The 23,593-nt window shown below is 60.5% G+C and carries 14 protein-coding genes, 6 tRNA genes and 3 rRNA genes; 18 read left to right on the plus strand and 5 right to left on the minus strand.

What is annotated here, in order from left to right; genetic code table 11:
* Position 1: 1 nt before the first annotated feature.
* The 9 genes from ACOMDU_RS02885 to ACOMDU_RS02925 all read left to right on the plus strand — a co-directional run bounded on the left by ACOMDU_RS02885 (position 2) and on the right by ACOMDU_RS02925 (position 6,325).
* Positions 2–1,530, plus strand: a 16S ribosomal RNA gene (locus tag ACOMDU_RS02885).
* A gap of 200 nt (positions 1,531–1,730) precedes the next feature.
* Positions 1,731–1,807: transfer RNA gene (locus tag ACOMDU_RS02890), tRNA-Ile, on the plus strand.
* A gap of 20 nt (positions 1,808–1,827) precedes the next feature.
* Positions 1,828–1,903 (plus strand) — tRNA-Ala (locus ACOMDU_RS02895).
* Positions 1,904–2,313: 410 nt separating this feature from the next.
* Positions 2,314–5,152, plus strand: a 23S ribosomal RNA gene (locus tag ACOMDU_RS02900).
* Between the two features lie 245 nt (positions 5,153–5,397).
* Positions 5,398–5,513, plus strand: a 5S ribosomal RNA gene (gene rrf, locus ACOMDU_RS02905).
* Together the 16S, 23S and 5S rRNA genes with 5 tRNA genes alongside form the textbook arrangement of a ribosomal RNA operon.
* A 1-nt stretch (position 5,514) precedes the next feature.
* Positions 5,515–5,589, plus strand: a tRNA-Asn gene (locus ACOMDU_RS02910).
* A 68-nt stretch (positions 5,590–5,657) separates the two neighbouring features.
* Positions 5,658–5,734: transfer RNA gene (locus ACOMDU_RS02915), tRNA-Ile, on the plus strand.
* Positions 5,735–5,737: 3 nt separating this feature from the next.
* Positions 5,738–5,813: transfer RNA gene (locus tag ACOMDU_RS02920), tRNA-Trp, on the plus strand.
* A 173-nt stretch (positions 5,814–5,986) separates the two neighbouring features.
* The gene (locus tag ACOMDU_RS02925; protein WP_421128946.1) at positions 5,987–6,325 is read left to right on the plus strand and encodes a helix-turn-helix domain-containing protein; all 339 of its coding nucleotides are present in this window, start codon (positions 5,987–5,989) and stop codon (positions 6,323–6,325) included.
* 49 nt (positions 6,326–6,374) lie between these two features.
* Here the strand turns inward: ACOMDU_RS02925 and ACOMDU_RS02930 are convergent, their stop codons facing one another.
* Complete coding sequence (locus ACOMDU_RS02930; RefSeq protein WP_421128947.1) at positions 6,375–7,475, minus strand: extracellular solute-binding protein; 1,101 nt, start codon at positions 7,473–7,475, stop codon at positions 6,375–6,377.
* 290 nt (positions 7,476–7,765) lie between these two features.
* Between ACOMDU_RS02930 and ACOMDU_RS02935 the strand changes: the two genes are divergently transcribed.
* Positions 7,766–9,145 (plus strand): MATE family efflux transporter, encoded by a 1,380-nt coding sequence (locus ACOMDU_RS02935; protein ID WP_421128948.1) that lies wholly within the window; start codon positions 7,766–7,768, stop codon positions 9,143–9,145.
* A gap of 45 nt (positions 9,146–9,190) precedes the next feature.
* On the opposite strand, the gene ACOMDU_RS02940 is transcribed toward ACOMDU_RS02935, so the two are convergent.
* Positions 9,191–9,859 carry a hypothetical protein gene (locus ACOMDU_RS02940; RefSeq protein ID WP_421128950.1) on the minus strand — a complete coding sequence of 223 codons (669 nt, stop codon included), beginning with the start codon at positions 9,857–9,859 and terminating at the stop codon, positions 9,191–9,193.
* A 190-nt stretch (positions 9,860–10,049) separates the two neighbouring features.
* Between ACOMDU_RS02940 and ACOMDU_RS02945 the strand changes: the two genes are divergently transcribed.
* Together ACOMDU_RS02945 and ACOMDU_RS02950 are read left to right on the plus strand one after the other, a co-directional pair.
* Positions 10,050–12,038 carry a SpoIIE family protein phosphatase gene (locus ACOMDU_RS02945; RefSeq protein WP_421128951.1) on the plus strand — a complete coding sequence of 663 codons (1,989 nt, stop codon included), beginning with the start codon at positions 10,050–10,052 and terminating at the stop codon, positions 12,036–12,038.
* A 113-nt stretch (positions 12,039–12,151) separates the two neighbouring features.
* Complete coding sequence (locus ACOMDU_RS02950) at positions 12,152–12,412, plus strand: hypothetical protein (protein ID WP_421128952.1); 261 nt, start codon at positions 12,152–12,154, stop codon at positions 12,410–12,412.
* A 409-nt stretch (positions 12,413–12,821) separates the two neighbouring features.
* Here the strand turns inward: ACOMDU_RS02950 and ACOMDU_RS02955 are convergent.
* A tRNA-Gly gene (locus tag ACOMDU_RS02955) sits at positions 12,822–12,895 on the minus strand.
* A 121-nt stretch (positions 12,896–13,016) separates the two neighbouring features.
* Between ACOMDU_RS02955 and ACOMDU_RS02960 the strand changes: the two genes are divergently transcribed.
* From ACOMDU_RS02960 to ACOMDU_RS02970, 3 genes are all read left to right on the plus strand, one after another.
* Entirely contained in the window at positions 13,017–14,159 is a 1,143-nt protein-coding gene (locus ACOMDU_RS02960) for a D-alanyl-D-alanine carboxypeptidase family protein (RefSeq protein ID WP_421128953.1), read from the plus strand.
* 108 nt (positions 14,160–14,267) lie between these two features.
* Entirely contained in the window at positions 14,268–15,605 is a 1,338-nt protein-coding gene (locus tag ACOMDU_RS02965; RefSeq protein ID WP_421128954.1) for a glucose-6-phosphate isomerase, read from the plus strand.
* A gap of 103 nt (positions 15,606–15,708) precedes the next feature.
* Positions 15,709–16,119, plus strand: coding sequence for a hypothetical protein (locus ACOMDU_RS02970; protein ID WP_022136158.1), 411 nt, complete (start codon positions 15,709–15,711; stop codon positions 16,117–16,119).
* 112 nt (positions 16,120–16,231) lie between these two features.
* Here the strand turns inward: ACOMDU_RS02970 and spoVAC are convergent, their stop codons facing one another.
* The gene (spoVAC, locus tag ACOMDU_RS02975; RefSeq protein ID WP_421128955.1) at positions 16,232–16,663 is read right to left on the minus strand and encodes a stage V sporulation protein AC; all 432 of its coding nucleotides are present in this window, start codon (positions 16,661–16,663) and stop codon (positions 16,232–16,234) included.
* A 114-nt stretch (positions 16,664–16,777) separates the two neighbouring features.
* On the opposite strand from spoVAC, the gene ACOMDU_RS02980 reads away from it, so the two are divergent.
* From ACOMDU_RS02980 to ileS, 3 genes are all read left to right on the plus strand, one after another.
* Positions 16,778–17,008: an ATP-binding protein gene (locus ACOMDU_RS02980; protein WP_421128956.1), complete on the plus strand. Its 231-nt coding sequence runs from the start codon at positions 16,778–16,780 to the stop codon at positions 17,006–17,008.
* 1 nt (position 17,009) lies between these two features.
* Complete coding sequence (hemW, locus tag ACOMDU_RS02985) at positions 17,010–18,203, plus strand: radical SAM family heme chaperone HemW (protein ID WP_421128958.1); 1,194 nt, start codon at positions 17,010–17,012, stop codon at positions 18,201–18,203.
* Between the two features lie 392 nt (positions 18,204–18,595).
* Entirely contained in the window at positions 18,596–21,364 is a 2,769-nt protein-coding gene (gene ileS, locus ACOMDU_RS02990; RefSeq protein WP_421128959.1) for an isoleucine--tRNA ligase, read from the plus strand.
* Between the two features lie 42 nt (positions 21,365–21,406).
* Here ileS and ACOMDU_RS02995 read toward each other — a convergent pair whose 3' ends face one another.
* On the minus strand, positions 21,407–23,560 hold the full coding sequence (locus ACOMDU_RS02995) for a Tex family protein (protein ID WP_421128960.1): 2,154 nt from the start codon (positions 23,558–23,560) through the stop codon (positions 21,407–21,409).
* Positions 23,561–23,593: the final 33 nt, after the last annotated feature.

Consider the following 23,593-nt stretch of genomic DNA (forward strand, 5'->3'; position numbering starts at 1 on the left):
ATTTATAGAGAGTTTGATCCTGGCTCAGGACGAACGCTGGCGGCGTGCTTAACACATGCAAGTCGAACGAGAATCTGTGGAAAGAGGATTCGTCCAATTGAAGCAGAGGACAGTGGCGGACGGGTGAGTAACGCGTGAGGAACCTGCCTTTCAGAGGGGGACAACAGTTGGAAACGACTGCTAATACCGCATGACACATAGGTGTCGCATGGCACTTATGTCAAAGATTTATCGCTGAAAGATGGCCTCGCGTCTGATTAGCTAGTTGGTGAGGTAACGGCCCACCAAGGCGACGATCAGTAGCCGGACTGAGAGGTTGAACGGCCACATTGGGACTGAGATACGGCCCAGACTCCTACGGGAGGCAGCAGTGGGGAATATTGGGCAATGGGCGCAAGCCTGACCCAGCAACGCCGCGTGAAGGAAGAAGGCTTTCGGGTTGTAAACTTCTTTTGTCAGGGACGAGTAGAAGACGGTACCTGACGAATAAGCCACGGCTAACTACGTGCCAGCAGCCGCGGTAATACGTAGGTGGCAAGCGTTGTCCGGATTTACTGGGTGTAAAGGGCGTGTAGCCGGGAGGGCAAGTCAGATGTGAAATCCACGGGCTCAACTCGTGAACTGCATTTGAAACTACTCTTCTTGAGTATCGGAGAGGCAATCGGAATTCCTAGTGTAGCGGTGAAATGCGTAGATATTAGGAGGAACACCAGTGGCGAAGGCGGATTGCTGGACGACAACTGACGGTGAGGCGCGAAAGCGTGGGGAGCAAACAGGATTAGATACCCTGGTAGTCCACGCTGTAAACGATGAATACTAGGTGTGCGGGGACTGACCCCCTGCGTGCCGCAGCTAACGCAATAAGTATTCCACCTGGGGAGTACGATCGCAAGGTTGAAACTCAAAGGAATTGACGGGGGCCCGCACAAGCGGTGGATTATGTGGTTTAATTCGAAGCAACGCGAAGAACCTTACCAGGGCTTGACATCCTACTAACGAAGTAGAGATACATCAGGTGCCCTTCGGGGAAAGTAGAGACAGGTGGTGCATGGTTGTCGTCAGCTCGTGTCGTGAGATGTTGGGTTAAGTCCCGCAACGAGCGCAACCCCTATTGTTAGTTGCTACGCAAGAGCACTCTAGCGAGACTGCCGTTGACAAAACGGAGGAAGGTGGGGACGACGTCAAATCATCATGCCCCTTATGTCCTGGGCTACACACGTAATACAATGGCGGTCAACAGAGGGATGCAAAACCGTGAGGTGGAGCGAACCCCTAAAAGCCGTCCCAGTTCAGATCGTGGGCTGCAACCCGCCCACGTGAAGTCGGAATCGCTAGTAATCGCGGATCAGCATGCCGCGGTGAATACGTTCCCGGGCCTTGTACACACCGCCCGTCACACCATGAGAGTCGGGAACACCCGAAGCCCGTAGCCTAACCTAACGGAGGGCGCGGTCGAAGGTGGGTTCGATAATTGGGGTGAAGTCGTAACAAGGTAGCCGTTCGAGAACGAGCGGCTGGATCACCTCCTTTCTAAGGAGACCTGTCAGTGCCGACAGCAATTACATGGCGCGCGCAGCGCGACATATAATTCACTCAAAAGTCGGAACAAACGCTGGCGGACATCCTGGTCAGACGTCTGGGCAAACGCGAAAGCGTTTGCGGCGATGTGCAAAGCACAGCGCGCGTTCGTTGTTTAATTTAGAGGGCACAAGTCCCTGGGCTGTGGATATGGGCCCGTAGCTCAGCTGGCTAGAGCGTACGACTGATAATCGTAAGGTCGGTGGTTCGAGCCCACTCGGGCCCACCAACAGTCTAAAAGAGATAGATGGGGATATAGCTCAGCTGGGAGAGCGCCTGCCTTGCAAGCAGGAGGTCGCCGGTTCGATCCCGACTATCTCCACCAATTTCGAATTGAAGATGGATGGAAGCGGACAAGAGGTTGTACGTTTCGATCTGGTTTCAAGCGAGACTGGAAATTGCACCTTGAAAACTGAACAATGAAGAATGTGATGAAAGCAAGGCAACAGAGAGGTCTTTCAACGAAAGTTGGAAGAAGTTTGTAAAACATTTAATTGTGGAACATCTGAAAAGATGTGGGTATACAATTACAATTTTGCGAAGTAACCTGTAGATTGCCTGCATAATTCAAGAGAACCAAAATCTCTTAGACGAAAGTCGACGCGAAGCGTCACCTTAAGTGTCGTTTCACAAACCAGCGAAGCGTTTGTGAAACGAAGAAGAGGCGACGCGATGGAATGTATGAGTTCTGTTGTTTACAACAGAACGAAGGATATGCAATCCGCGTCGCCTCAAGGTCAAGCTATAAAGAGCGCAAGGGGAATGCCTTGGCATCAGGAGCCGAAGAAGGACGTGACAAGCTGCGATAAGCTTCGGGGAGGAGCAAATATCCGTTGATCCGGAGATTTCCGAATGGGGAAACCCACCAGAGCAATACTCTGGTATCGTGCGTTGAATAAAATAGGCGTACGAGGGGAACGCCCTGAACTGAAACATCTAAGTAGGGGCAGGAAAAGACATCAACCGAGATTCCGCAAGTAGTGGCGAGCGAACGCGGAGGAGGCCAAACCGGTGGATTTATTCACCGGGGTTCGGACTGGCATCACGATCAGAGGTATCTAGAAGAACGGCATGGGAAGGCCGGCCATAGAGGGTGAGAGCCCCGTATTTGAAAGAGAAGACTGACAGCCAGTATCCAGAGTACCGCGGGACACGTGAAACCCCGTGGGAAGATGGGTGGACCACCATCCAAGCCTAAATACTACCTGATGACCGATAGAGGAGCAGTACCGTGAGGGAAAGGTGAAAAGGACCCCGGGAGGGGAGTGAAAGAGAACCTGAAACCTTGTGCTTACAAGCACTCAAAGCACGTTAATGTGTGATGAGGTACTTTTTGTAGAACGGTCCGGCGAGTTATAGTAACGAGCAAGCTTAAGGTATTCAGTACCGGAGGCGAAGCGAGAGCGAGTCTGAATAGGGCGCATAAAGTTCGTTGCCATAGACCCGAAACCGGGTGACCTAACCATGAGCAGGCTGAAGTGAGAGTAAAATCTCATGGAGGGCCGAACGCACGTTCGTTGCAATGACCGGCGATGACTTGTGGTTAGCGGAGAAATTCCAATCGAACTCGGAGATAGCTGGTTCTCCCCGAAATAGCTTTAGGGCTAGCGTTGATTTAGATTACCGGAGGTAAAGCACTGAATGGGCTAGGGGGCGATAAGCTTACTGAACCCTATCAAACTCTGAATGCCGGCTAATTGATGATCAGCAGTCAGACAGTGTGAGATAAGTTTCATTGTCAAAAGGGAAACAGCCCAGACCTACAGCTAAGGTCCCAAATGTATGCTAAGTGGAAAACGATGTGGAGTTGCGAAAACAACCAGGATGTTGGCTTAGAAGCAGCCATTCATTAAAAGAGTTCGTAATAGATCACTGGTCGAGTGACTCTGCGCGGAAAATATAACGGGGCTAAGCATGCAACCGAAGCTTAGGATGTCCGCAAGGGCGTGGTAGGGGAGCGTCGTGTACGGGGTGAAGTCGCAGCGGAAGCAGCGGTGGACTGTACAGGAGTGAGAATGCCGGAATGAGTAGCGAGAATTATGTGGGAATCATAATGGCCGAAAATCTAAGGTTTCTTGGGGAAGGTTCGTCCGCCCAAGGTAAGCCGGGAGCTAAGGCGAGGCCGCGAGGCGTAGTCGATGCACATACGGTAGAAATTCCGTAGCCACCGAACTTTAAACCAGAAGGACACTTTCAGATAGCGGGACCCAGCCGTTGGTAGAGCTGGGCGCAAGGGACCGAAATATAGTAGGGAAGTCCGCGATGCTGGGAGGCGAGAAAAGCTCTGGTGTACACTAAGGTGCCCGTACCGCAAACCGACACAGGTAGATGAGGAGAGAATCCTAAGGCCAACGGGAGAAGGGTTGTTAAGGAACTCGGCAAATTGACCCCGTAACTTCGGAAGAAGGGGAGCCTCGAAAGAGGCCGCAGTGAATAGGCCCAAGCAACTGTTTACCAAAAACACAGGTCTATGCTAAATCGAAAGATGACGTATATGGGCTGACGCCTGCCCGGTGCCGGAAGGTTAAGAGGAGAGCTTAGCGCAAGCGAAGGTTTGAATTGAAGCCCCGGTAAACGGCGGCCGTAACTATAACGGTCCTAAGGTAGCGAAATTCCTTGTCAGGTAAGTTCTGACCCGCACGAATGGCGTAATGATTTGGGCACTGTCTCGACAGCCCGCCCGGCGAAATTGTAGTACTGGTGAAGATGCCAGTTACCCGCAACTAGACGGAAAGACCCCATGGAGCTTTACTGCAGTTTAATACTGGGAATCGGTAATTCATGTACAGGATAGGTGGGAGACTGAGAAGCATGGCCGTCAGGTCGTGTGGAGTCACCGGTGGGATACCACTCTTGGATTGCTGGTTTCCTAACCTGCGGCCCTGAATCGGGTCGGGGGACACTGTTAGACGGGCAGTTTGACTGGGGCGGTCGCCTCCAAAAGAGTAACGGAGGCGCTCAAAGGTTCGTTCAGCACGGACGGAAATCGTGCATTGAGTGTAAACGCATAAACGAGCCTAACTGCGAGACCGACGGGTCGAGCAGTAACGAAAGTTGGAGTTAGTGATCCGGTGGTATGTGAGTGGAAATGCCATCGCTCAACGGATAAAAGCTACCCTGGGGATAACAGGCTGATCTCCCCCAAGCGTCCACAGCGACGGGGAGGTTTGGCACCTCGATGTCGGCTCGTCGCATCCTGGGGCTGTATTCGGTCCCAAGGGTTTGGCTGTTCGCCAATTAAAGCGGCACGCGAGCTGGGTTCAGAACGTCGTGAGACAGTTCGGTCCCTATCTGTTGCGGGCGTAAGAGATTTGAAGGGAGCTGTCCTTAGTACGAGAGGACCGGGATGGACGTACCTCTGGTGCACCAGTTGTCCTGCCAAGGGCATAGCTGGGTAGCTATGTACGGACGAGATAAACGCTGAAAGCATCTAAGCGTGAAACTCTCCCTAAGATGAGATCTCTCATCCATTATGGAGTAAGGGCCCAGAAAGACGATCTGGTTGATAGGCCGGAGGTGGAAGCGCGGTAACGTGTGCAGCTGACCGGTACTAATAGCCCGAGGGCTTGACCTACAATTTGCAGGCAATCTTAGCCTTCTCCGTTCACTTCTTCATTGTTCGGTTTTGAAGGTGCAAACNTGGAGTAAGGGCCCAGAAAGACGATCTGGTTGATAGGCCGGAGGTGGAAGCGCGGTAACGTGTGCAGCTGACCGGTACTAATAGCCCGAGGGCTTGACCTACAATTTGCAGGCAATCTTAGCCTTCTCCGTTCACTTCTTCATTGTTCGGTTTTGAAGGTGCAAACCTTCAATTGAATAGTTGGTGCTGATTAGGGCGAGGGTCCACCCGTTCCCATCCCGAACACGGAAGTTAAGCTCGCTTCTGCTGACAATACTTGGCTGGAGACGGCCCGGGAAGATAGGTAGCGCCAACACTCCTCCTTAGCTCAATGGTAGAGCATTCGGCTGTTAACCGAAGGGTTGTTGGTTCGAGCCCAACAGGGGGAGCCACGAAGGGTGAGCCGCCATCCGAAAAGGTGGCGGCTCATTTCTTTTACTCAGAAAGCCAGCGTAGACTTGGGCCTTTAGCTCAGTTGGTTAGAGCAGACGGCTCATAACCGTCCGGTCCCGGGTTCGAGTCCCCGAAGGCCCACCACATAGGGGTATAGCTCAGTTGGTAGAGCAGCGGTCTCCAAAACCGCGTGTCGAGAGTTCGAGCCTTTCTGCCCCTGCCAAAATGACCACCCGATCGGGTGGTCATTTTTTCATATAAAAACGGGTACACCCATGTAACATACATGGTACTTCTATGTAGGGAACATGGCGTTTTACTGAAGGGTTGCGCGATAGTTGCTGGCGCAACCGTGATCGGTTTGTTATACTGGCGGCAGAAAAGGAGGGCATCACTATGAAAACGACGATCATTCTCTTTCTGCTGTCCGTTCCGGTATGGGCGGCGCTGGCATACGTGGTGTTTCTGATCATCAAGGCGCTGCGGAAATACATTCGGTCCGAGCCGCTGCGGCAGGAAAAGGCGGAACAGGCCAAAACATTGGGAGAGACATTGAAGCGTCGCCGGACGGCGTGCAAAATGACGCAGGAGTTTGTGGCGGAGGCGCTGGGTGTCAGCCGACAGGCGGTATCCAAGTGGGAATCCGGGCAGTCGGATCCCAGCACGACCAATCTGCTGGCGCTGGCGAAGCTCTTTGGCGTGAGGCCGGAGGAGCTGCTGCAAGAGGCAGAGTGACCGCGTAGAAAAAGAGCAGGCCATCTCGTAAGAGACGGCCTGCGGGAATCTATGCCACATTCCAGCGGGCGGTATCCTCGGTGTTGATGCCGGTGTCGGTCAGTGTTTCGATAAGGTCGGAGACGAGCGTCTCCTTATCCTCGATGGTGTCGGCGTCACCGGTGGGAGACAGCAGGGCGGGGTCCAGCGTCACGCCGGTGCGCTGGACCAGGTCGGCGCTGCCGATAGTGGGCAGGCGATAGTCGCCGTGTGCCTCTGCCAGATCGGCGCAGGCCGGGGAGAGAACGAACTCCTGCCACAGCTGGGCAGCAGCGGTATGGCTGGCGCCGGATAAAATGGCGCTGGCGGTGACCTGACCGAAGGTACCGGAGGCGGGAATTATCAGATGCAGGTCACCGGAGGTGTCAGCGGACAGGGCGGAGAGCCCATCGTGGAGCCAACCCACGGCGATGACGCACTCGCCGGTGGACAGGCACTTGACGAAGGTGTCATCCGCGGCGGTATAGAACTGCACGCTGGTGTCCAGCGCTGCCAGATAGTCCAGCCCCTTGTCGCGGCCCAGCCGCAGGGCGGCGCTGTACGCGGTCAGATGGCCGATCTCCGTGCTGCGGTAGGTGGGCAGCCAGATCAGCTCCTGGTATACCGGGTCGGTCAGATCTGCCCAGTCCTTGGGGGCGGAGATGGTCATGCGCCGGAGCACGTCGCTGTTGACGGCGAAAACGACCGCGTCGACGGATACGCCGTACCAATAGCCGTCCGCATCGCCATAGGCGGCGTTGGTCAGGTCAGCGGCGTGGACGGGCGTATAGGTCAGCAGCTTACCGTCAGCGGCCAGGGTGCGGCAGGTATCCGCGCTGCCGCCGAACCACACGTCGCCCCGGGCGCTGCCCGCCTGGGCGGCGGTAATGGCGCGGTAAGTGGTCTTGATGTCGAACAGCTCTTCAAACTTTTCGCACAGGGCCGTCATATACGCCTCGTCGCCGGTGCCGCACACGGTCAGGCGGCCCTCCTCGCGGGCGGTGTCGATCAGCGTCTCCAAGCCGGAGAAGGCGGCGGGGTAGGTGGGCGTATCGTCCGTATCCTGCGCGCCGCAGGCGCACAGGGACAGCGCCAGCAGCAGGGCCAGCGCTGCGGTGAGCATACGTTTCATAGGGGGACCTCCTTGCGGCCGTCGAAAAAGGGGGCGGCCAGACTCCCTAACATTATAGCGGAGACTGCCGTGGCTGTCAAATTCCGTCGAGAGACGGGGGACAAAGCATCACATTTGACGATGTGCCCAAAACCTGAAAGCTTATCTATGCACTATGCACAAAAAGCACGGCACCGGATATAAAAAAATATTGTGTCGAAAGGGGGTTGTTTTGTGTAATGCGCCGTGTTATACTGGCAATCACGTTCGGATGTTTCTATGTGATATGTATTGTATAGGAGGGTGCGGGCATGAAGACTGCAACACGCCGGAGGGCTCTCACTGTGGAGATGACCTCCGGTTCACTTTGGAAAAATATCCTGCTGTTCAGCTTGCCGCTGATGATGACCCAGGTGCTGGAGGTGCTGTTCAACCTCAGCGATGTGGCCATCGCCGGCAAGTATGCGTACAACACCTATGTGGCCCTGGGCTCTGTGGGCTCCACCACCACGCTGGTCACGCTGTTCACGGGACTGCTGATCGGCCTGGGCGGCGGCGTCAATGTGGCTGTGGCCCGCGGGCTGGGCATGGGCAATGACGAGGACGTGGAGCACACCACCCACTCCTCCTTCCTGATCTGTCTGGCGATGGGCGTGCTGACGTGCCTGGTGTGCGTGTTTTTTGCCGAGCCTATGCTGCGGCTGCTGCACACCAAGGAGGAATTCCTCCCCGGTGCGGTGCTGTACCTGAAGCTCTATGCCCTGGGCCTGCCGGCCATGGGCATCTACAACTGCGGCAACGGTATCCTCAGCGCCACCGGCGACACCAAGCGCCCCCTGCTGTATCTGACGGTGGCGGGCGTGCTGAATGTGATACTGAACCTGGTGTTCGTTATCGGCTGCGGCATGGCGGCCGAGGGCGTGGCTATCGCCAGCGCCATCGCACAGTGGGTGTCTGCCCTGCTCATTATCATCCATCTGCTGCACCGCAAGGACGCCTGCCGTCTGGATATCCGCAGGCTGCGGCTGCACCACCTGGCCTCCAAGCGTGTGCTGCTGATCGGTATCCCCTCCGGATTGCAGAACGCTATCTTCGCTGTGGCTAACCTGTTCGTGCAGGCGGGCCTGAACTCCTTTGACGAGATCACCGTTTCCGGCGCGGCGGCTGCCGCCAATGCCGATACGCTGGTGTTCAACATGATGGCCGCGTTCTACACCGCCTGCGCCAGCTTTGTCAGCCGCAACTGGGGCGCGGGGCGGAAGGAGCGTATCCTTAAGAGCTACTACATCAGTATGCTGTACGCCGCCGTTGTGGGCGTGCTGGTCGGCGTGCTGCTGACTGTCTTCGGCCGGGAGTTCCTGGGCCTGTTTGCCGACAAGCCCGAGGTCATCGACGCCGGCGTGGACCGCCTGCGGATCATGGCCTTCTCCTACTGGATCGGCCCCCTGATGGACGCCAGTATCGCCGCCTCCCGCGGCCTGGGCCGCAGCGTGGCCCCCACCGTTATGGTCATTCTGGGCTCCTGCGTGTTCCGGGTCATCTGGATCTACACCATCTTTGCCTACTTCCACACGATCACGTCCCTGTATCTGCTGTATATGTTCTCCTGGATACTCACCGGCGTGGCGGAGTATATCTACTTCCGCATCACTTACAAGCGCAATGTGCTCACTGCCCGCGCCACATGGTAACAAAAAAGACCGTGCCGAGAGGCACGGTCTTTTCCTATTGCGGCGTTACTGCACGGCGGTGAACAGGGCGGCCATGTCGGCGGTGACATCCTCGGTGAAGCTGCACAGCGTCACGCTGAAGGAGTAATTGCCCGCCTTCAGGCATACCAGCAGCTCATACGTGGCGATGTCGCCGTTCATGGCGGATACGGCCACGGCGGGAACGTTCTTCTGACCGGCAAAATCCACGGTGGTCAGCTGGGCCGTCACGTCCGTGAAGCCATAGCTCTCCAGCGCGGCGGGGACCTGCTCCACGGACAGCTCGGCCACATCCTGGGGCGTCACGGTGCTGCCGCCCAGCAGACCCATGTTGGTGAATACGACGTTGATGGTCATCAGACCGTCCGTGGAGGCAGCGTACATATCCTGCACGCTGCTGCTGCTCTCCAAGCGGGTCTTCAGCTCCTCGTCGCTGGTGCTCTCGCGGACGAAGCCGTTGAGCTCGTCGATCTGCTCATCGGTGTAGAAGTACCAGCTGTCGTCCAGGGTGCAGCTGATGCCGGCGAAACGGTTGGTGTAGGTGCCGCCGCTGACAGTGCCCATATCGGGAACAGCATCGCCGGTCACGCCGGGGGTCACGGCGCCGCCCGCCTGGTCATCCTTCTGGTCGCCGCAGGCGGCCATGGACAGGGTCATCAGCAGCGCCAGCGCCAGGGCTGCAAGCTTCTTTATCATGGTGTTACCTCCTCTGTGCGGGGAATAGTGTTCCCCTTATGCTTACGTTATTCTACCAAATACAACGAAAAATTACAAGGGCAGACCGACGCTTTTCACCCCTGGGCCGAAAAATCAAAGCCCTTTGCCATTTCCCGACGGAAATCGCGCCTTTAGCCGTTTACAATAACGGAAAAAGGAGGGACGAGCCATGAAACATCTGCTCCCGGCGGTACAGCGCACCGCCCTGCGTATTCCCTGGGCGGCTGTGGGCGGCTGTGCCGCCGCGCTGCTGCTGACGGCCGCCGCCCCCGGCGGGCAGTACGCCCCCTGGGCACTGGCGGCGGTGGCGGCGGCCGGCGTGGGATGGCCGGGCCTGCTGGCGGTGGTCTGCGCGGGGCTGGGCGCCCTGCTGTTCATGGACTTTCAGCCGGGACTGCGGCATACCGCCGCGGCGCTGCTGATCTTCTGCGCCAACACGGCGCTGTGCAATACGCGGCTGTACCGGCGGCCCCGCTTCCGGCCTATGGCCGCTGTGTGCGCCGCCGGGCTGACCCAGCTGCCGTATCTCATACAGCGGGGCGGACGGCAATGGGCGCTGTGCATGGCGGCGCTGGCGCTGCTGTATGGCGCGGCGGCGCTGCTGCCCGATCTGCTGCCGGAGTCGGCGGCGGAGCAGGCGGACAAGCGCCGGGCCTGGTTTTTGCTGCTGCTGGGGGTATGCGCCGTGCCGGCGGGCTGGACGGTGATGGGATTTTCACCGGCGGCTGTGCTGACAGCGGTGCTGCTGCTATATTTCGTGGGCCGCGGGCCGGCGCCCGACGCAGCTGCCGCCGGTGCGCTGGCGGGGCTGACGCTGGACCTGTGTGGCACGGGAGAGCTGTATCTGGCGGTGGTGCTGTGCGCCGCCGCGTCCGCTGCCGCAGGGCTGCGGGGCGGACAAAGACTGCCGGCGGCTGCGGCCTTCTGCGCCGCGGGTGTGCTGGCGGCCCTGCTGCTGGGGGAGGTCCGCCCTCTGGCGGTGCTGTGCCAGCTGCTGACCGCTGCCGGTGTGTGGCTGCTGCTACCGGAAAAGGAGGGGATGCTGCTGACGGCCGCCGGAGAGGTGTCTCCGGAGGCTGCGGCACCTGCGGCGGCCTTCCGGGCGGTGTATGACAGCCTGGAGGACCACGCGCCGCTGCTGCGGCCGGAGAACCCCGCCGTGCTGTTTGACCGGGCGGCGGAGCAGGTCTGCCGGGACTGTCCCCTGCGGAGCGACTGCTGGCAGACCCATTATACCGACACGTACAACGCCTTCAACGACGCCTGCCCGGCGCTCCTGCGGCGGGGACAGGCGCTGGCGGAGGATTTCCCGCCGTACTTTGCGGATCGCTGTGTACGCTTTCCCAAACTGCTGGGGGCGCTGGACGGACAGCTACATGATTTCCTCCAGCGTAGGCTGCACCACGGGCGGCTGGATGCGGCCTATCGTCTGGCCCGGGAGCAGTACCGGCAGGTGGCCGAGGTGCTGTCACGGACCGCCCCGGCGGAACGGCTCCGCCGCGCACACCTGACCTGCCGCACCGCTGCCCTGCTGCGGCCAAAGACCGGCGAAAAGCACTGCGGCGATCAGTGCGCCGTTTTTGATGCCGGAGGGCTGACTTGTCTGGTGCTGTCCGACGGTATGGGCAGCGGCGAGAGCGCCCACTGCGAGGCCGCTATGACCATCCGCCTCCTGCGGCAGTTTTTGCAGGCGGGTATCGAACCTCTCCCGGCGCTGAAGACCCTGAACACCGCTGCCATGCTCCGCTGTCAGGGAGGCGCCGGCTTCACGACCATCGACCTGGCCTGTCTGGACCGGGCCGAGGGCGTGCTGACGCTGTACAAGTACGGTGCCGCGCCGTCGTATATCAAGCGGCAGGGCACCGTGGCCCGCTATCGCGCGCAGGCGCTGCCCGCGGGACTGGAGAGCGCCGACGGCGACGTGCCGCCCCAGCGCGTGGCGGTATCGCCGGGCACCTGGCTGGTGCAGGTGTCCGACGGTGTGGCCGGCGAGGACGACGAGTGGCTCCAGGACCTGCTGGCCGGATGGGACGGCACCTCGCCCCGGGCGCTGGCGGAGGAGCTTCTCCGTCAGTCCGTTCAGCGGACGGGCGGCGCGGACGACTGCGCCGTGCTGGTGCTGGCCATCGACGGCAAGGCGGACCCGCACCGCGTCTGAGCGACAAAAAACGGCGGGAAATTTTGCCCGCCGCGCCGTATAACTTTCCGCCGCCACGGCGATACTATGGCTGTAACAAACAGCGCCCGTCACGGCTGAAGGAGGCATCGGTTTTGGTAAAAGGCGTTTCCCGCCGCGTGATCGTCGTGGACTCTCCCGACCCGCGGATATTCGAGCAGGCTATTTTCATCCTTCCCACGGACGGCGGCGGCGTCAGCTCCCGCCAGCTGGTGGACGAGGCGGTGCGGATCGCCCGCAGCTACGCCCGGGGACAGACCGGCGTTCGCCGCCGGTGGCGTCCGCCTGCATGGCTGTGGGCGGTATGGGGCGCGTGCGCCTGCGGACTGGTGTGGCTGCTGGCTGCGCTGCTTTGATCGTCGCGGTCCCGTGGCCTGCGGATGCTGTATCAGCTTACTTCCAGCGGTTTCCGCTGTTTCTGCCCTTTTTATCGCGGCGGCTGTGAGCAGTCACCGCCGCAAGGGTCCTGTTTTTTCTCCTCACTTGGGGCGGACGCGCGGCGTCCGCCCTCCTTTTTTACCCGGCGGTATCGTATGCCCTGCTCCAAAAAAAGAGACGCCCGCGGGCGTCTCTTTTTTTGTGGGTGCCCACAGGTTTTGTTGTCTGCACTCCCGCCCACCGCAAGGAAGGGGGAGTGTGAGGGGGGGAACCTTTGACGGGTTCCCCCACTCGCGTTCAATCACCCGCCCGCAGGCGGTCACTTTTGCGTAGCAAAAGTGCTGCTCCAAAAAGAAAACACCATCCTGACGGATGGTGTTTTCTTTTTGGAGCAGGGTACGGGAGTCGAACCCGCCTTAACGGCTTGGGAAGCCGCTGTAATACCGATATACCAACCCTGCGATTTACTTACCGGGTTATTGTAGCATACCGGCGGCGGTTTTGCAACCGAAAATTGTGTCGAAAGGGCATGAACGTCTTGTCCCGCCGCATACCCATAGAAAAAAGCCTGGAGGGGACGCTATGAAACGAAAACTGACAGCGCTGCTGGCGGCGCTGTGCATCACCGCTGTGCTGCCGGTACACGCCGGGGCGGTGGACCTGCCGCTGACCTCCCGCGCCGCGGTGCTGATGGAAAAGACCACGGGACAGATGCTGTTCGCCCAAAACGAGCATGAGAAGCTGGAGCCGGCCAGCGTCACCAAGATCATGACACTGCTGCTGACCATGGACGCCATCGACAGCGGCGCGCTGGCCTATGACGATGTGGTGACGGTGTCGGCCAACGCCGCCGGCATGGGCGGCAGCCAGGTCTTTCTGGCGGAGGGCGAGCAGATCACCGTGGAGGAGCTGCTGAAATGCGTGTGCGTGTCCTCCGGCAACGACGCGGCGGTGGCGCTGGCGGAGAAGGTCGCCGGCGTGACGGAGCTGTTCGTGGAGCAGATGAACAACCGCGCCAGGGGGCTGGGGATGGACGATACCCATTTTGCCAATCCCACCGGCCTGACGGCGGCGGACCACGTCACCAGTGCCTATGACATTGCCCTTATGAGCCGTGAGCTGCTGACAAAGCACCCGGACATCCGCAATTTCACCACCATATGGACGGACAGCATCCGAAACGGCACCTTCGACCTGGCCAATACCAACAAGCTCATCCGCTGGTACGACGGCGCCACGGGGCTGAAGACCGGCTACACCGCCTCCGCAGGCTACTGCATCAGCGCCACGGCGGAGCGCGAGGGCATGGAGCTGATCGCAGTGGTCATGAAGGGGGAGACGGCCGACAAGCGGAACACCGACGCCAAGGCGCTGTTGAATTACGGCTTCTCCGCCTATACGCTGGTCTCCGCCGCGCCGGAGGAACCGCTGCCTGCCCTGCCGGTGACCATGGGGGAGGCGGAGCAGGTAAGCCTGACGCTGCCGGAGACGGGCGTTACCGCTGTGGTGGAGAAGGCACAGGCATCGTCGCTGGAGTATCGGGTGGACCTGCCGGAGACGCTGGCGGCCCCGATACAGCAGGGCCAGCAGGTGGGCACGCTGACCCTGTGCAGCGGCGATACGGAGGTGCTGACGGTGCCCATTCTGGCGGCGGAGAGCGTTCCGGGGCGCAGCTGGGGCCGGATGTTCACCGATCTTTTGAAGCAGGCGGTGTTCCTGGCGTAGCGGAAAGGGGAAAAGCGGGGGGAAGTCCCGTTTTTCCCCTTGTATTTTCGCCGGAAACGTTGTACGATAGGGCAAATAGTTGCATTGCACCGACGAGGAGGTTTTAACATGATACAGGTCGATCTGCAAAATATCCGCAGCTTTATCCCACTGCCCTACGAGGCCGCGCTGTCCCCCCGCCTGCGTATCGCCCATGACCATCTGCAAAATGGTGATGGCGCCGGCGGCGAATTTACCGGCTGGGTGCGTCTGCCGGAGGACTATGACAAGGCGGAATTTGCCCGCATCAAGGCGGCGGCGAAGAAAATACAGTCCGATTCCCAGGCGCTGGTGGTCATCGGTATCGGCGGTTCCTATCTGGGCGCCCGGGGCGTCATCGAATGCCTGCGCTCGCCCAATTACAACCTGAAAAAGAAGAATACGCCCAACATTTACTTTATCGGCAACGGCCTCAGCTCCGACGCGCTGACCGAGGTGATGGAGCTGGTGGACGGCGTGGACTTCTCCGTGAACGTTATCTCCAAGTCCGGTACCACCACGGAGCCCGCCGTGGCCTTCCGCTTTTTCCGTGAGCTGCTGGAGAAGAAGTACGGCCCGGAGGAGGCCGCCCGGCGTATCTATGCCACCACCGACGCCCACAAGGGGGCCCTGAAGGGCCTGGCCGACGATAAGGGCTACGAAGAGTTCGTGGTGCCGGACAACATCGGCGGACGGTACAGTGTGCTCACGGCCGTGGGTCTGCTGCCCATTGCTGTGGCCGGCATCGATATCGACGCGCTGATGGACGGCGCGGCGGATATGATGCGCGAATGTGCCTTGGCGGACATGAACGCCAATCCCGCCTGGCAGTATGCCGGCGCCCGGTATGAGCTGTACCGCACGGGAAAGAAGATCGAGCTGCTGGCTGCCTATGAGCCCTGCTTCCGCTTTATGTCCGAGTGGTGGAAGCAGCTGTACGGCGAGAGCGAGGGCAAGGAGAACAAGGGCCTGTTCCCCGCCAGTGTGGAGTTTACCGCCGACCTGCACTCCATGGGCCAGTACATCCAGGAGGGTGAGCGCCACCTGTTCGAGACGGTGGTGCGCTTCGGCCCCTCTCAAAACGAAAACCCCGTGCCCTATGACGAGGGCAACGGCGACGGTCTGAACTTCCTGGCAGGCAAGAGCATGGACTTTATCCGCCAGCAGGCCATGGACGGTACGCTGCTGGCTCATGTGGAGGGCGGCGTGCCCAACGTGACGCTGCGGACAGGATCCGTCAATGAGCAGACCCTGGGCGGGCTGATCTACTTCTTTGAGTACGCCTGCGGCCTGTCCGGCTACCTGCTGGACGTGAACCCCTTTGACCAGCCCGGCGTGGAGGCCTATAAGAAAAATATGTTCGCCCTGCTGGGCAAGCCGGGGTATGAGGACCTGCGGCAGACGCTGCTGGGGAAGCTGGAAAAGTAAAAGTGCCCAAAAATAAGTTTACTTTTTCTGCATTGCTATTTTTCCACCGGTATGGTATGCTGTACTCAGGTGGAAACCACCAATGACAAAGGAGTGATTTCTTATGGTTAGACTGATCATGGGGGCCAACGGTGCCGGTAAGACCAAGCAGCTCATCGAGCTCATCCACACCAGTGTGGAGTCCGAGACCGGAAGTGTCGTGTGCATCGAGCCTAAGGGCGATATGACCTACGACGTCAGCTACAACGTCCGTCTGGTCAACGCCGGCGAGTATAATGTGGATTCTTTTGACTGCCTGCGCGGATTCCTGTGCGGTATGTACGCGGGCAATTACGATATTTCCCATGTGTTCGTGGATAATCTCTGCAAGATCGCCGGCAGCAACGACCTGCAGGCGGTAGAGACGTTCCTTCACTGGCTGGACCGCTTCAGCGAGGAGAATGGCGTGAAGTTCACCGTCACCATCAGCGCGGACGAGGACACCGCCACCGAGGGCATGAAGCAGTACATCTGAACCGAGCAAAAAGAACCGGCTAGAGGCCGGTTCTTTTTTCATGTGCCGCCGAAAGGCGGCTTTTTATGTGTACGGGCGGACACGGTCGTGACCGGCAGCGCCGGCGCTCACACTATGCCAGCAGATACAGCACCAGCCCATACACCACGCTGGCAGCGGTGCCGAATACGATCACCGGCCCGGCCACAGTGAACATCTTGACCGCCGTGCCGGTGACGATGCCCTCCGCCCGGAAGTCGATGGCCGGCGAGGCTACGGCGTTGGCGAAGCCGGTGATGGGCACCAGCGTGCCTGCCCCGGCGTACCGCGCCAGCCGGTGGTACAGCCCCAGCGCCGTCAGCAGCACCGACAGGAACACCAGCGTTACCGAGGTGGCGGTGGCCGCCGTCTGCTGCGTCAGCCCCAGTGCCTGCCAGCCGTTGGCGATCAGCTGTCCCAGTGTGCAGATCCCGCCGCCGACGACAAAGGCCAGCGCCGTGTCCTTGCCGATGGGGGATCTGGGTGACAGCTGCCGTACCAGCGCGTCATATTCCTTAGGTGTCACGCCATCACATCCTTTCCCCGGTAATATGTGTCGCTTTCACCGCTGCTATACTTGTCAAAACCCATGAAAGCGGCTATAATAATACGGTGATCTCAGGAAAGGAGGGCGTCAGTTATGCATGACCCTGCCCATCCCTTCGGGCGTAAGGCGGTCCAGCTGGCCGTGATCGACCCGGTGAGCTGCACTGGCTGCGGCTGGTGCGCCATGTTCTGCCCCATGAAGTGCATCGACCTGCGGCCGGACGGCTATTATGAGGTCCGTCAGGATGACTGCATCGGCTGCCGCAGCTGCAAGGTCAACTGCTTTTACGGCGCTGTGACCATACTGCCGCCTCAGGTACGCTGATATGCAGAAAGAAAAAGCCCCTCTCGGGCTCTATATCCACATCCCCTTCTGCCGCCAGAAATGCGCCTACTGCGACTTTTACTCTCTGCCCCGCAGCGAGGAGAAGATGGATGCCTATACCGCCGCCCTGCTGCGCCATATCGAGGAGGTCGCGCCCCGCACTGCCGCCCATCGGGTGGACACGGTGTACTTCGGCGGCGGTACCCCCAGCTATCTGGGACCGGACCGCCTGACAAAGCTGCTGCGGACCCTCCGCAAGCGCTGCCCTGTGGCCCGCGACGCCGAGATCACGTTGGAGGCCAACCCGGACTCCGCCTGTGACGTCAAGGCCCTGCGTGCGCTGCGTCGGGCGGGCTTCAACAGGATATCTCTGGGCGTTCAGTCGGCGGATGACGGCCTGCTTCGCGCTATCGGCCGCATCCATACCTTTGCCCAGGTGCAGGAGGCCGTGGCCGCCGTGCGGAAGGCCGGGTTCAAAAACCTCAGTATGGACCTGATCTACGGCCTGCCGGGCCAGACCATGCAGCAGTGGGAGGACACCCTCGCCGCTGTCATCGCCCTGGCCCCGGAGCATATCTCCTGCTACGGCCTGAAGCTGGAACCCGGCACGCCCCTGTATGACCGCCGGGACAGCGAGCGCTTCCCGGACGACGACGGCCAGGCGGATATGTATCTCTACGCCGTCACGGTTCTGGCACAGAACGGCTATGAGCAGTACGAGATATCCAACTTTGCCAAGCCGGGCTTTGCCTCCCGCCACAATTTGAAATACTGGCACATGGAGGAGTATGCCGGCTTCGGGCCCGGCGCCCACTCCGACTTCGGCGGCGTGCGCTACGCCTACGTCCGGGACCTGGACAGCTACATAAGCGGACGCCTGATCCTGTCGGAGTCCGAGTCCGACGCCACGCTGACCCGGGATTATGAGTACGTCATGCTGTCTCTCCGCACGGCGGAGGGCATCGACCGCCGGTATTTCGAGACGACCTACCGCCAGCGCTTCCAGCCCATGGAGGATCTGTTCGTGCAGTATGAGCGCACGGGTCTGGCCGCCCGGACGGAGAACGGCTGGCGCCTGACGCCCCGGGGCTTCCTGGTGTCCAACAGTATCATCGTGGCCCTGGAGGAGGCCCTGGCTACCCAGAAAATACGCCGGGAGCAGGCCCTGGCCCAGCGGGATTATCGGATAATTTAACTGAAAAAGGCGGCTGTGTGCCGCCTTTTTCCGCTTTCCTCTTGACATTTTTTCAAAACCGTGCTACATTGTCAGCAATATTGAAAGTTGCGATGAAGGGGACAGGCCGTGCCTCATGTCCACGCGAAGAGAGCCGCCGTTTGGTGCAAGGCGGACGGGACAGGGACACCGAACATCACCCCGGAGCATCCGCCTGAAAGCTCGCCAAGTAAGCGCGGACGGCAAGGGAGCCGTTACCTTCTCCCCGCCCCATTCCGTGGGGAATGAGTGGCCGCCCCGGCGGCAACGAGAGTGGTACCGCAGAGGACGTTTTTCCGCGCCTTTGTCTCTTGAACGAGACAAAGGCGCTTTTTATTTTGTTTTCAAAACTATTCAGATAAAGGAGAAGCAACATGGAGTACAAGAAGACACTGAATATGCCCAAAAGCGGCTTTCCCATGCGCGCCGGCCTGCCCGCCCGCGAGCCGGAGATGCTGAAGCACTGGGAAGAGCTGGACCTTTACAATGAGCTGCTGAAGAAGAACGAGGGCAAGCCCCTGTTCTCCCTCCACGACGGCCCTCCGTTCTCTAACGGCGCGCTGCACATGGGCCACGCCCTGAACAAGTCCCTGAAGGACTTTATCACCCGCATGTACGCGATGCGCGGCTACTATACCCCCTATATCCCCGGCTGGGACAACCACGGTATGCCCATCGAGTCCGCCATCATCAAGCAGAACAAGCTGAACCACAAGGCCATGAGCGTCTCTGAGTTCCGCAGTGCCTGCCATGAGTTCGCCGACCACTACATCGACGTGCAGCGCGACGGCTTCAAGCGCATGGGCGTGGTGGGCGACTGGGAGCACCCCTACAAGACCATGGATCCCGGCTTCGAGGCCCAGGAGGTCCGTGTGTTCGGCAGAATGTACCAGAACGGTCACATCTACAAGGGCCTGAAGCCCGTGTATTGGTGCCCCCACGACGAGACGGCCCTGGCCGAGGCGGAGATCGAGTATAAGGACGATCCCTGCACCACCGTCTACGTCAAGTTTCCCATGCACGACGATCAGGGCAAGCTGGGCCATCTGGACCACAGCAAGCTGTACTTCGTGATCTGGACCACCACCGTCTGGACCCTGCCCGGCAATCTGGCCATCGCCCTGCACCCCGACGAGAGCTACGCCGTGGTCAAGGCGCCCAACGGCGAGATGTACATCATGGCCGAGGCACTGGTCGAGAAGGTCATGAAGATCGGCGGCTTCGACAGCTACGAGATCGTGGAGACGCACCCCGGCTCCTTCTTCGAGAATATGCTGGCCGACCATCCCTTCCTGCCCAAGACCTCCCGCCTGGTGCTGGCGGATTACGTCACCATGGACTCCGGTACCGGCTGCGTCCACACCGCACCCGGCTTCGGTGCCGACGACTATGTGACCTGCAAGCGCTACGGCATGGACATGGTAGTGCCCGTGGACGATCAGGGCAAGCACACCGCCTACGCCGGCAAGTACGAGGGCATGACCACCGATGCGTCCAACCCCGTCATCCTGCAGGATATGAAGGACAACGGCACGCTGTTCGCCAGCGAGGACATCGTCCACAGCTACCCCCACTGCTGGCGCTGTAAGCAGCCCATCATCTTCCGTGCCACCCCCCAGTGGTTCTGCTCCGTGGACAGCTTCAAGGACGAGGCCATCGCCGCCTGCGAGGACGTCCGCTGGGTGCCCGCCTGGGGCAAGGACCGTATGCGCTCCATGATCCTGGAGCGCACCGACTGGTGCATCAGCCGCCAGCGCCGCTGGGGCCTGCCGATCCCCGTGTTCTACTGCAAGGACTGCGGCAAGCCCGTCTGCACCCCCGAGAGCATCGAGGCCGTGGCCGGGCTGTTTGAGAAGGAGGGCTCCAACGCCTGGTTCGACAGAGACGCCGCCGACATCCTGCCCAAGGGCTTCACCTGCCCCCACTGCGGCAAGGCCGCCGGATTTGATAAGGAGACGGACACGCTGGACGGCTGGTTCGACTCCGGCTCCACCCACTTTGCCGCCATGGAGCGCGATCAGGGCTTCTGGCCTGCCACCATGTACATCGAGGGCCTGGATCAGTATCGCGGCTGGTTCCAGTCCTCCCTGCTGGTGGCCGTGGGTGCTCTGGGCCGCGGCGCACCGTTCAAGGAGTGCGTCACCCACGGCTGGACCGTGGACGGCGAGGGCAAGGCTATGCACAAGTCTCTGGGCAACGGCATGGACCCCGCCGAGATCTTCAACAAGTACGGCGCCGATCTGCTGCGCCTGTGGGCCGGCAGCTCCGATTACCATGTGGACGTCCGCTGCTCCGACGAGATCTTCAAGCAGCTGAGCCAGAACTACCTGAAGTTCCGCAACACCGCCAAGTTCTGCCTGGACAATCTGACCGGCTTCGACGCCGATCATCTGGTGGAGCCGGGCGAGATGCTGCCCCTGGACAAGTGGGCCATCACCCGCCTGAACGACCTGCTGACCAAGGCTTATGCCGCCTACGACAACTACGAGTTCCATGTGGTGTCCCACATGATCAACGACTTCTGCGTGGTGGACCTGAGTTCCTTCTACTTCGATATTCTCAAGGACCGCCTGTACTGCGACGAGGCCGAGGGCCTCTCCCGCCGCAGCGCCCAGACCGCCCTGTTCCTGATCCTGGACGCTATGACCCGTCTGTTTGCCCCCATTCTGGCCTTTACCTGCGATGAGATCTGGCTGGCCATGCCCCATCGCTCCTGCGATGACGCGCGCAACGTCCTGTTCAACGAGATGGTGCTACCCTATAACGGCTACGCCCTCTCCGAGGACGAGATGGCCCGTTGGGCCCGTATCGCCGCCCTCCGCACCGCCGTCAACGGCGCGCTGGAGACTGCCCGTGCCAACAAGACCATCGGCAAGAGCCTGGAGGCTGAGGTGGACCTGACCGTTACGCCGGAGGATGGCTTCCTGGCATCCATGGACGCCGCCCAGGTGGCCGACCTGTTTATCGTCTCCCAGGTCCGCGTGGACGTGGACGCGGAGCAGAAGGTGGCCGTTCGCCCCGCCAACGGCGCCAAGTGTGCCCGCTGCTGGAAGGTCCTGCCCACCGTGGGCAGCGACAGCGAGCACCCCGACCTGTGCCCCCGCTGCGCCGCCGTGGTCAAAAAGCTCCCCGTCATCGAGTAAAAGACAAATAAAAAAGAAACCGCCCCGGGGGCGGTTTCTTTTTTATTCCTTCACCTGCTTCATGGACAGGCTGATGCGGTGCTTTTTCTCGTCCACGTCCAGCACCAGCACCTTCACGATGTCGCCCACGGCCACCACCTCGGAGGGGTGCTTGATGAACCTGCTGCACACCTGCGAGATGTGTACCAGCCCATCCTGATGCACGCCGATGTCCACGAATACGCCGAAGTCGATCACGTTCCGCACCGTTCCGGTGAGCACCATGCCGGGCTTCAGGTCCTTCATGTCCAGCACATCGGTGCGGAGGATGGGTGCCGGCAGGTCGCTCCGCAGGTCACGTCCGGGCTTCATCAGCTCCTTCACCACGTCCCGCAGTGTGGGCACGCCCACGCCGATCTCCTCAGCCACCTTTGCCTCGCCCATGGCCTGCACCTTCCGCATCAATCCGTCCACCGCGCCCCGGCGCACGTCTTCGTCGCCGCAGCCGCACAGGGCTAGCAGCTTCTCCGCCGCCCCATAGCTCTCCGGGTGTACGCCGGTGTTGTCCAGCACGTTTTTGCTCTCCGGCACCCGCAAAAAGCCCGCGCACTGCTCATAGGCCTTGGGCCCCAGCTTCGGAACCTTCAAAAGGCGCTTCCGGTCCGGGAAGGCGCCGTTGGCCTCCCGGTACGCCACGATGTTCTTCGCCGTGGTGCCGTTCAGCCCGGATACATAGCCCAGCAGGCTGGCGCTGGCGGTGTTCAGGTCAACACCCACGGCGTTGACGCAGTCCTCCACCACGCCGCATAGTGCCTCGTCCAGCCGCTTTTGCGGCATATCGTGCTGGTACTGCCCCACGCCGATGGCCTTGGGGTCGATCTTCACCAGCTCCGCCAGCGGGTCCTGTAACCGCCGGGCGATGGAGATGGCCGAGCGCAGGTTCACATCGTAGTCCGGGAACTCCTCCGCCGCCAGCTTGCCGGCGGAGTACACCGACGCGCCCGCCTCGTTGACGATCATATAGCTGACGCCCGGAAGGCCCCGCAGCATCTCCACCGTCATCTGCTCTGTCTCCCGGCTGGCAGTGCCGTTGCCGATGGCGATGTGCGCCACGCCGTGTTTTTTGCACAGGGCCGTCAGCTTGGCGATGGCCTCCCGCTTCTGACGTTCGCCGTAGGTGGGGTAGACCACCGTGGTGTCCAGCACCTTGCCGGTGCCGTCGATGACCGCCACCTTGCACCCGTGGGCATAGCCGGGGTCCAGCCCCATGGTCACGTGGCCCTTTACCGGCGGCTGGAGCAGCAGCGGCTTCAGGTTCAGCGCGAACTGTCCGATAGCGCCCTCGTTGGCGCTGTCCGTCAGGGCGGACCGCGCCTCGCGCTCCAGCGACGGATAGATCAGCCGGTCATAGGCGTCCTCACAGGCGGCCTTGATGAATTCCATGGCCGCCGAGACGGGCTTTACCACCGCCCGCCGCAGTGCCGGCAGCGCGGCCTCCCGGTCCAGCAGTACCGTGACGGAGAGCAGCCCCTCTTTTTCGCCCCGGTTGATGGCCAGGATCTGGTGCCCCGCCAGCTTGGGAATGGCCTGTTCAAAGTCGTAGTACAGTCGGTACACGCTGTCCTCCTCCGTGGCGGCAAGGCTTCTCAGCTGTCCCTGCCGCATCAGCAGGCCCCGCAGTGCCTTGCGGATGTCCGCGTCGTCGCTGATGATCTCCGCGATGATGTCGTTGGCGCCCTGCAATGCGTCGGCCGCGGTCTCCACGCCCTTCTCCGGATCGATGTACGCCTGTGCGGCCGCCTCCGGCGCGGGACAGTCCTTCTCCTGCGCCAGCAGCAGCTGCGCCAGGGGCTCCAGCCCCTTCTCCCGGGCCACCGTGGCCCGGGTGCGCCGCTTTTGCTTGTAGGGACGGTACAGGTCCTCCACCTCCGCCAGCGTGGCGGCGCTGTCGATGGCCGCCGCCAGCGCATCGGTCAGCTTGCCCTGTCCCTCGATGGCGGACTTGACCTCCTGCCGCCGCTTGTCCAGGTTCCGCAGGTATTGCAGCCGGTCCTCCAGCTTTCGCAGGGTGGTGTCGTCCATGGAGCCGTGCTGTTCCTTGCGGTAGCGGGCGATGAACGGAATGGTGCTGCCCTCGTCCAGCAGCGCGATAACGTTTTCCACGTACTGGACCGGCTGGCCCAGCTCCGATGCCAATATCTGTGCGATGCTCTGCATATGTGCTCCTTTCAGAAAGCTGTGCCCGCGCAC

The organism is Vescimonas sanitatis (assembly GCF_049060325.1).
Classification (GTDB): Bacteria; Bacillota; Clostridia; order Oscillospirales; family Oscillospiraceae; genus Vescimonas; species Vescimonas sanitatis.

Excerpts from the sequence above, each read along its gene's own strand:
- ACOMDU_RS02965 (WP_421128954.1), top strand. The coding sequence starts at position 14,268 with ATGATACAGGTCGATCTGCAAAATATCCGCAGCTTTATCCCACTGCCC.
- ACOMDU_RS02925 (WP_421128946.1), top strand. The coding sequence starts at position 5,987 with ATGAAAACGACGATCATTCTCTTTCTGCTGTCCGTTCCGGTATGGGCG.
- ACOMDU_RS02960 (WP_421128953.1), top strand. The coding sequence starts at position 13,017 with ATGAAACGAAAACTGACAGCGCTGCTGGCGGCGCTGTGCATCACCGCT.
- ileS (WP_421128959.1), top strand. The coding sequence starts at position 18,596 with ATGGAGTACAAGAAGACACTGAATATGCCCAAAAGCGGCTTTCCCATG.
- ACOMDU_RS02945 (WP_421128951.1), top strand. The coding sequence starts at position 10,050 with ATGAAACATCTGCTCCCGGCGGTACAGCGCACCGCCCTGCGTATTCCC.
- ACOMDU_RS02980 (WP_421128956.1), top strand. The coding sequence starts at position 16,778 with ATGCATGACCCTGCCCATCCCTTCGGGCGTAAGGCGGTCCAGCTGGCC.
- ACOMDU_RS02935 (WP_421128948.1), top strand. The coding sequence starts at position 7,766 with ATGAAGACTGCAACACGCCGGAGGGCTCTCACTGTGGAGATGACCTCC.
- hemW (WP_421128958.1), top strand. The coding sequence starts at position 17,010 with ATGCAGAAAGAAAAAGCCCCTCTCGGGCTCTATATCCACATCCCCTTC.
- ACOMDU_RS02940 (WP_421128950.1), bottom strand. The coding sequence starts at position 9,859 with ATGATAAAGAAGCTTGCAGCCCTGGCGCTGGCGCTGCTGATGACCCTG.
- ACOMDU_RS02930 (WP_421128947.1), bottom strand. The coding sequence starts at position 7,475 with ATGAAACGTATGCTCACCGCAGCGCTGGCCCTGCTGCTGGCGCTGTCC.
- ACOMDU_RS02995 (WP_421128960.1), bottom strand. The coding sequence starts at position 23,560 with ATGCAGAGCATCGCACAGATATTGGCATCGGAGCTGGGCCAGCCGGTC.
- ACOMDU_RS02970 (WP_022136158.1), top strand. The coding sequence starts at position 15,709 with ATGGTTAGACTGATCATGGGGGCCAACGGTGCCGGTAAGACCAAGCAG.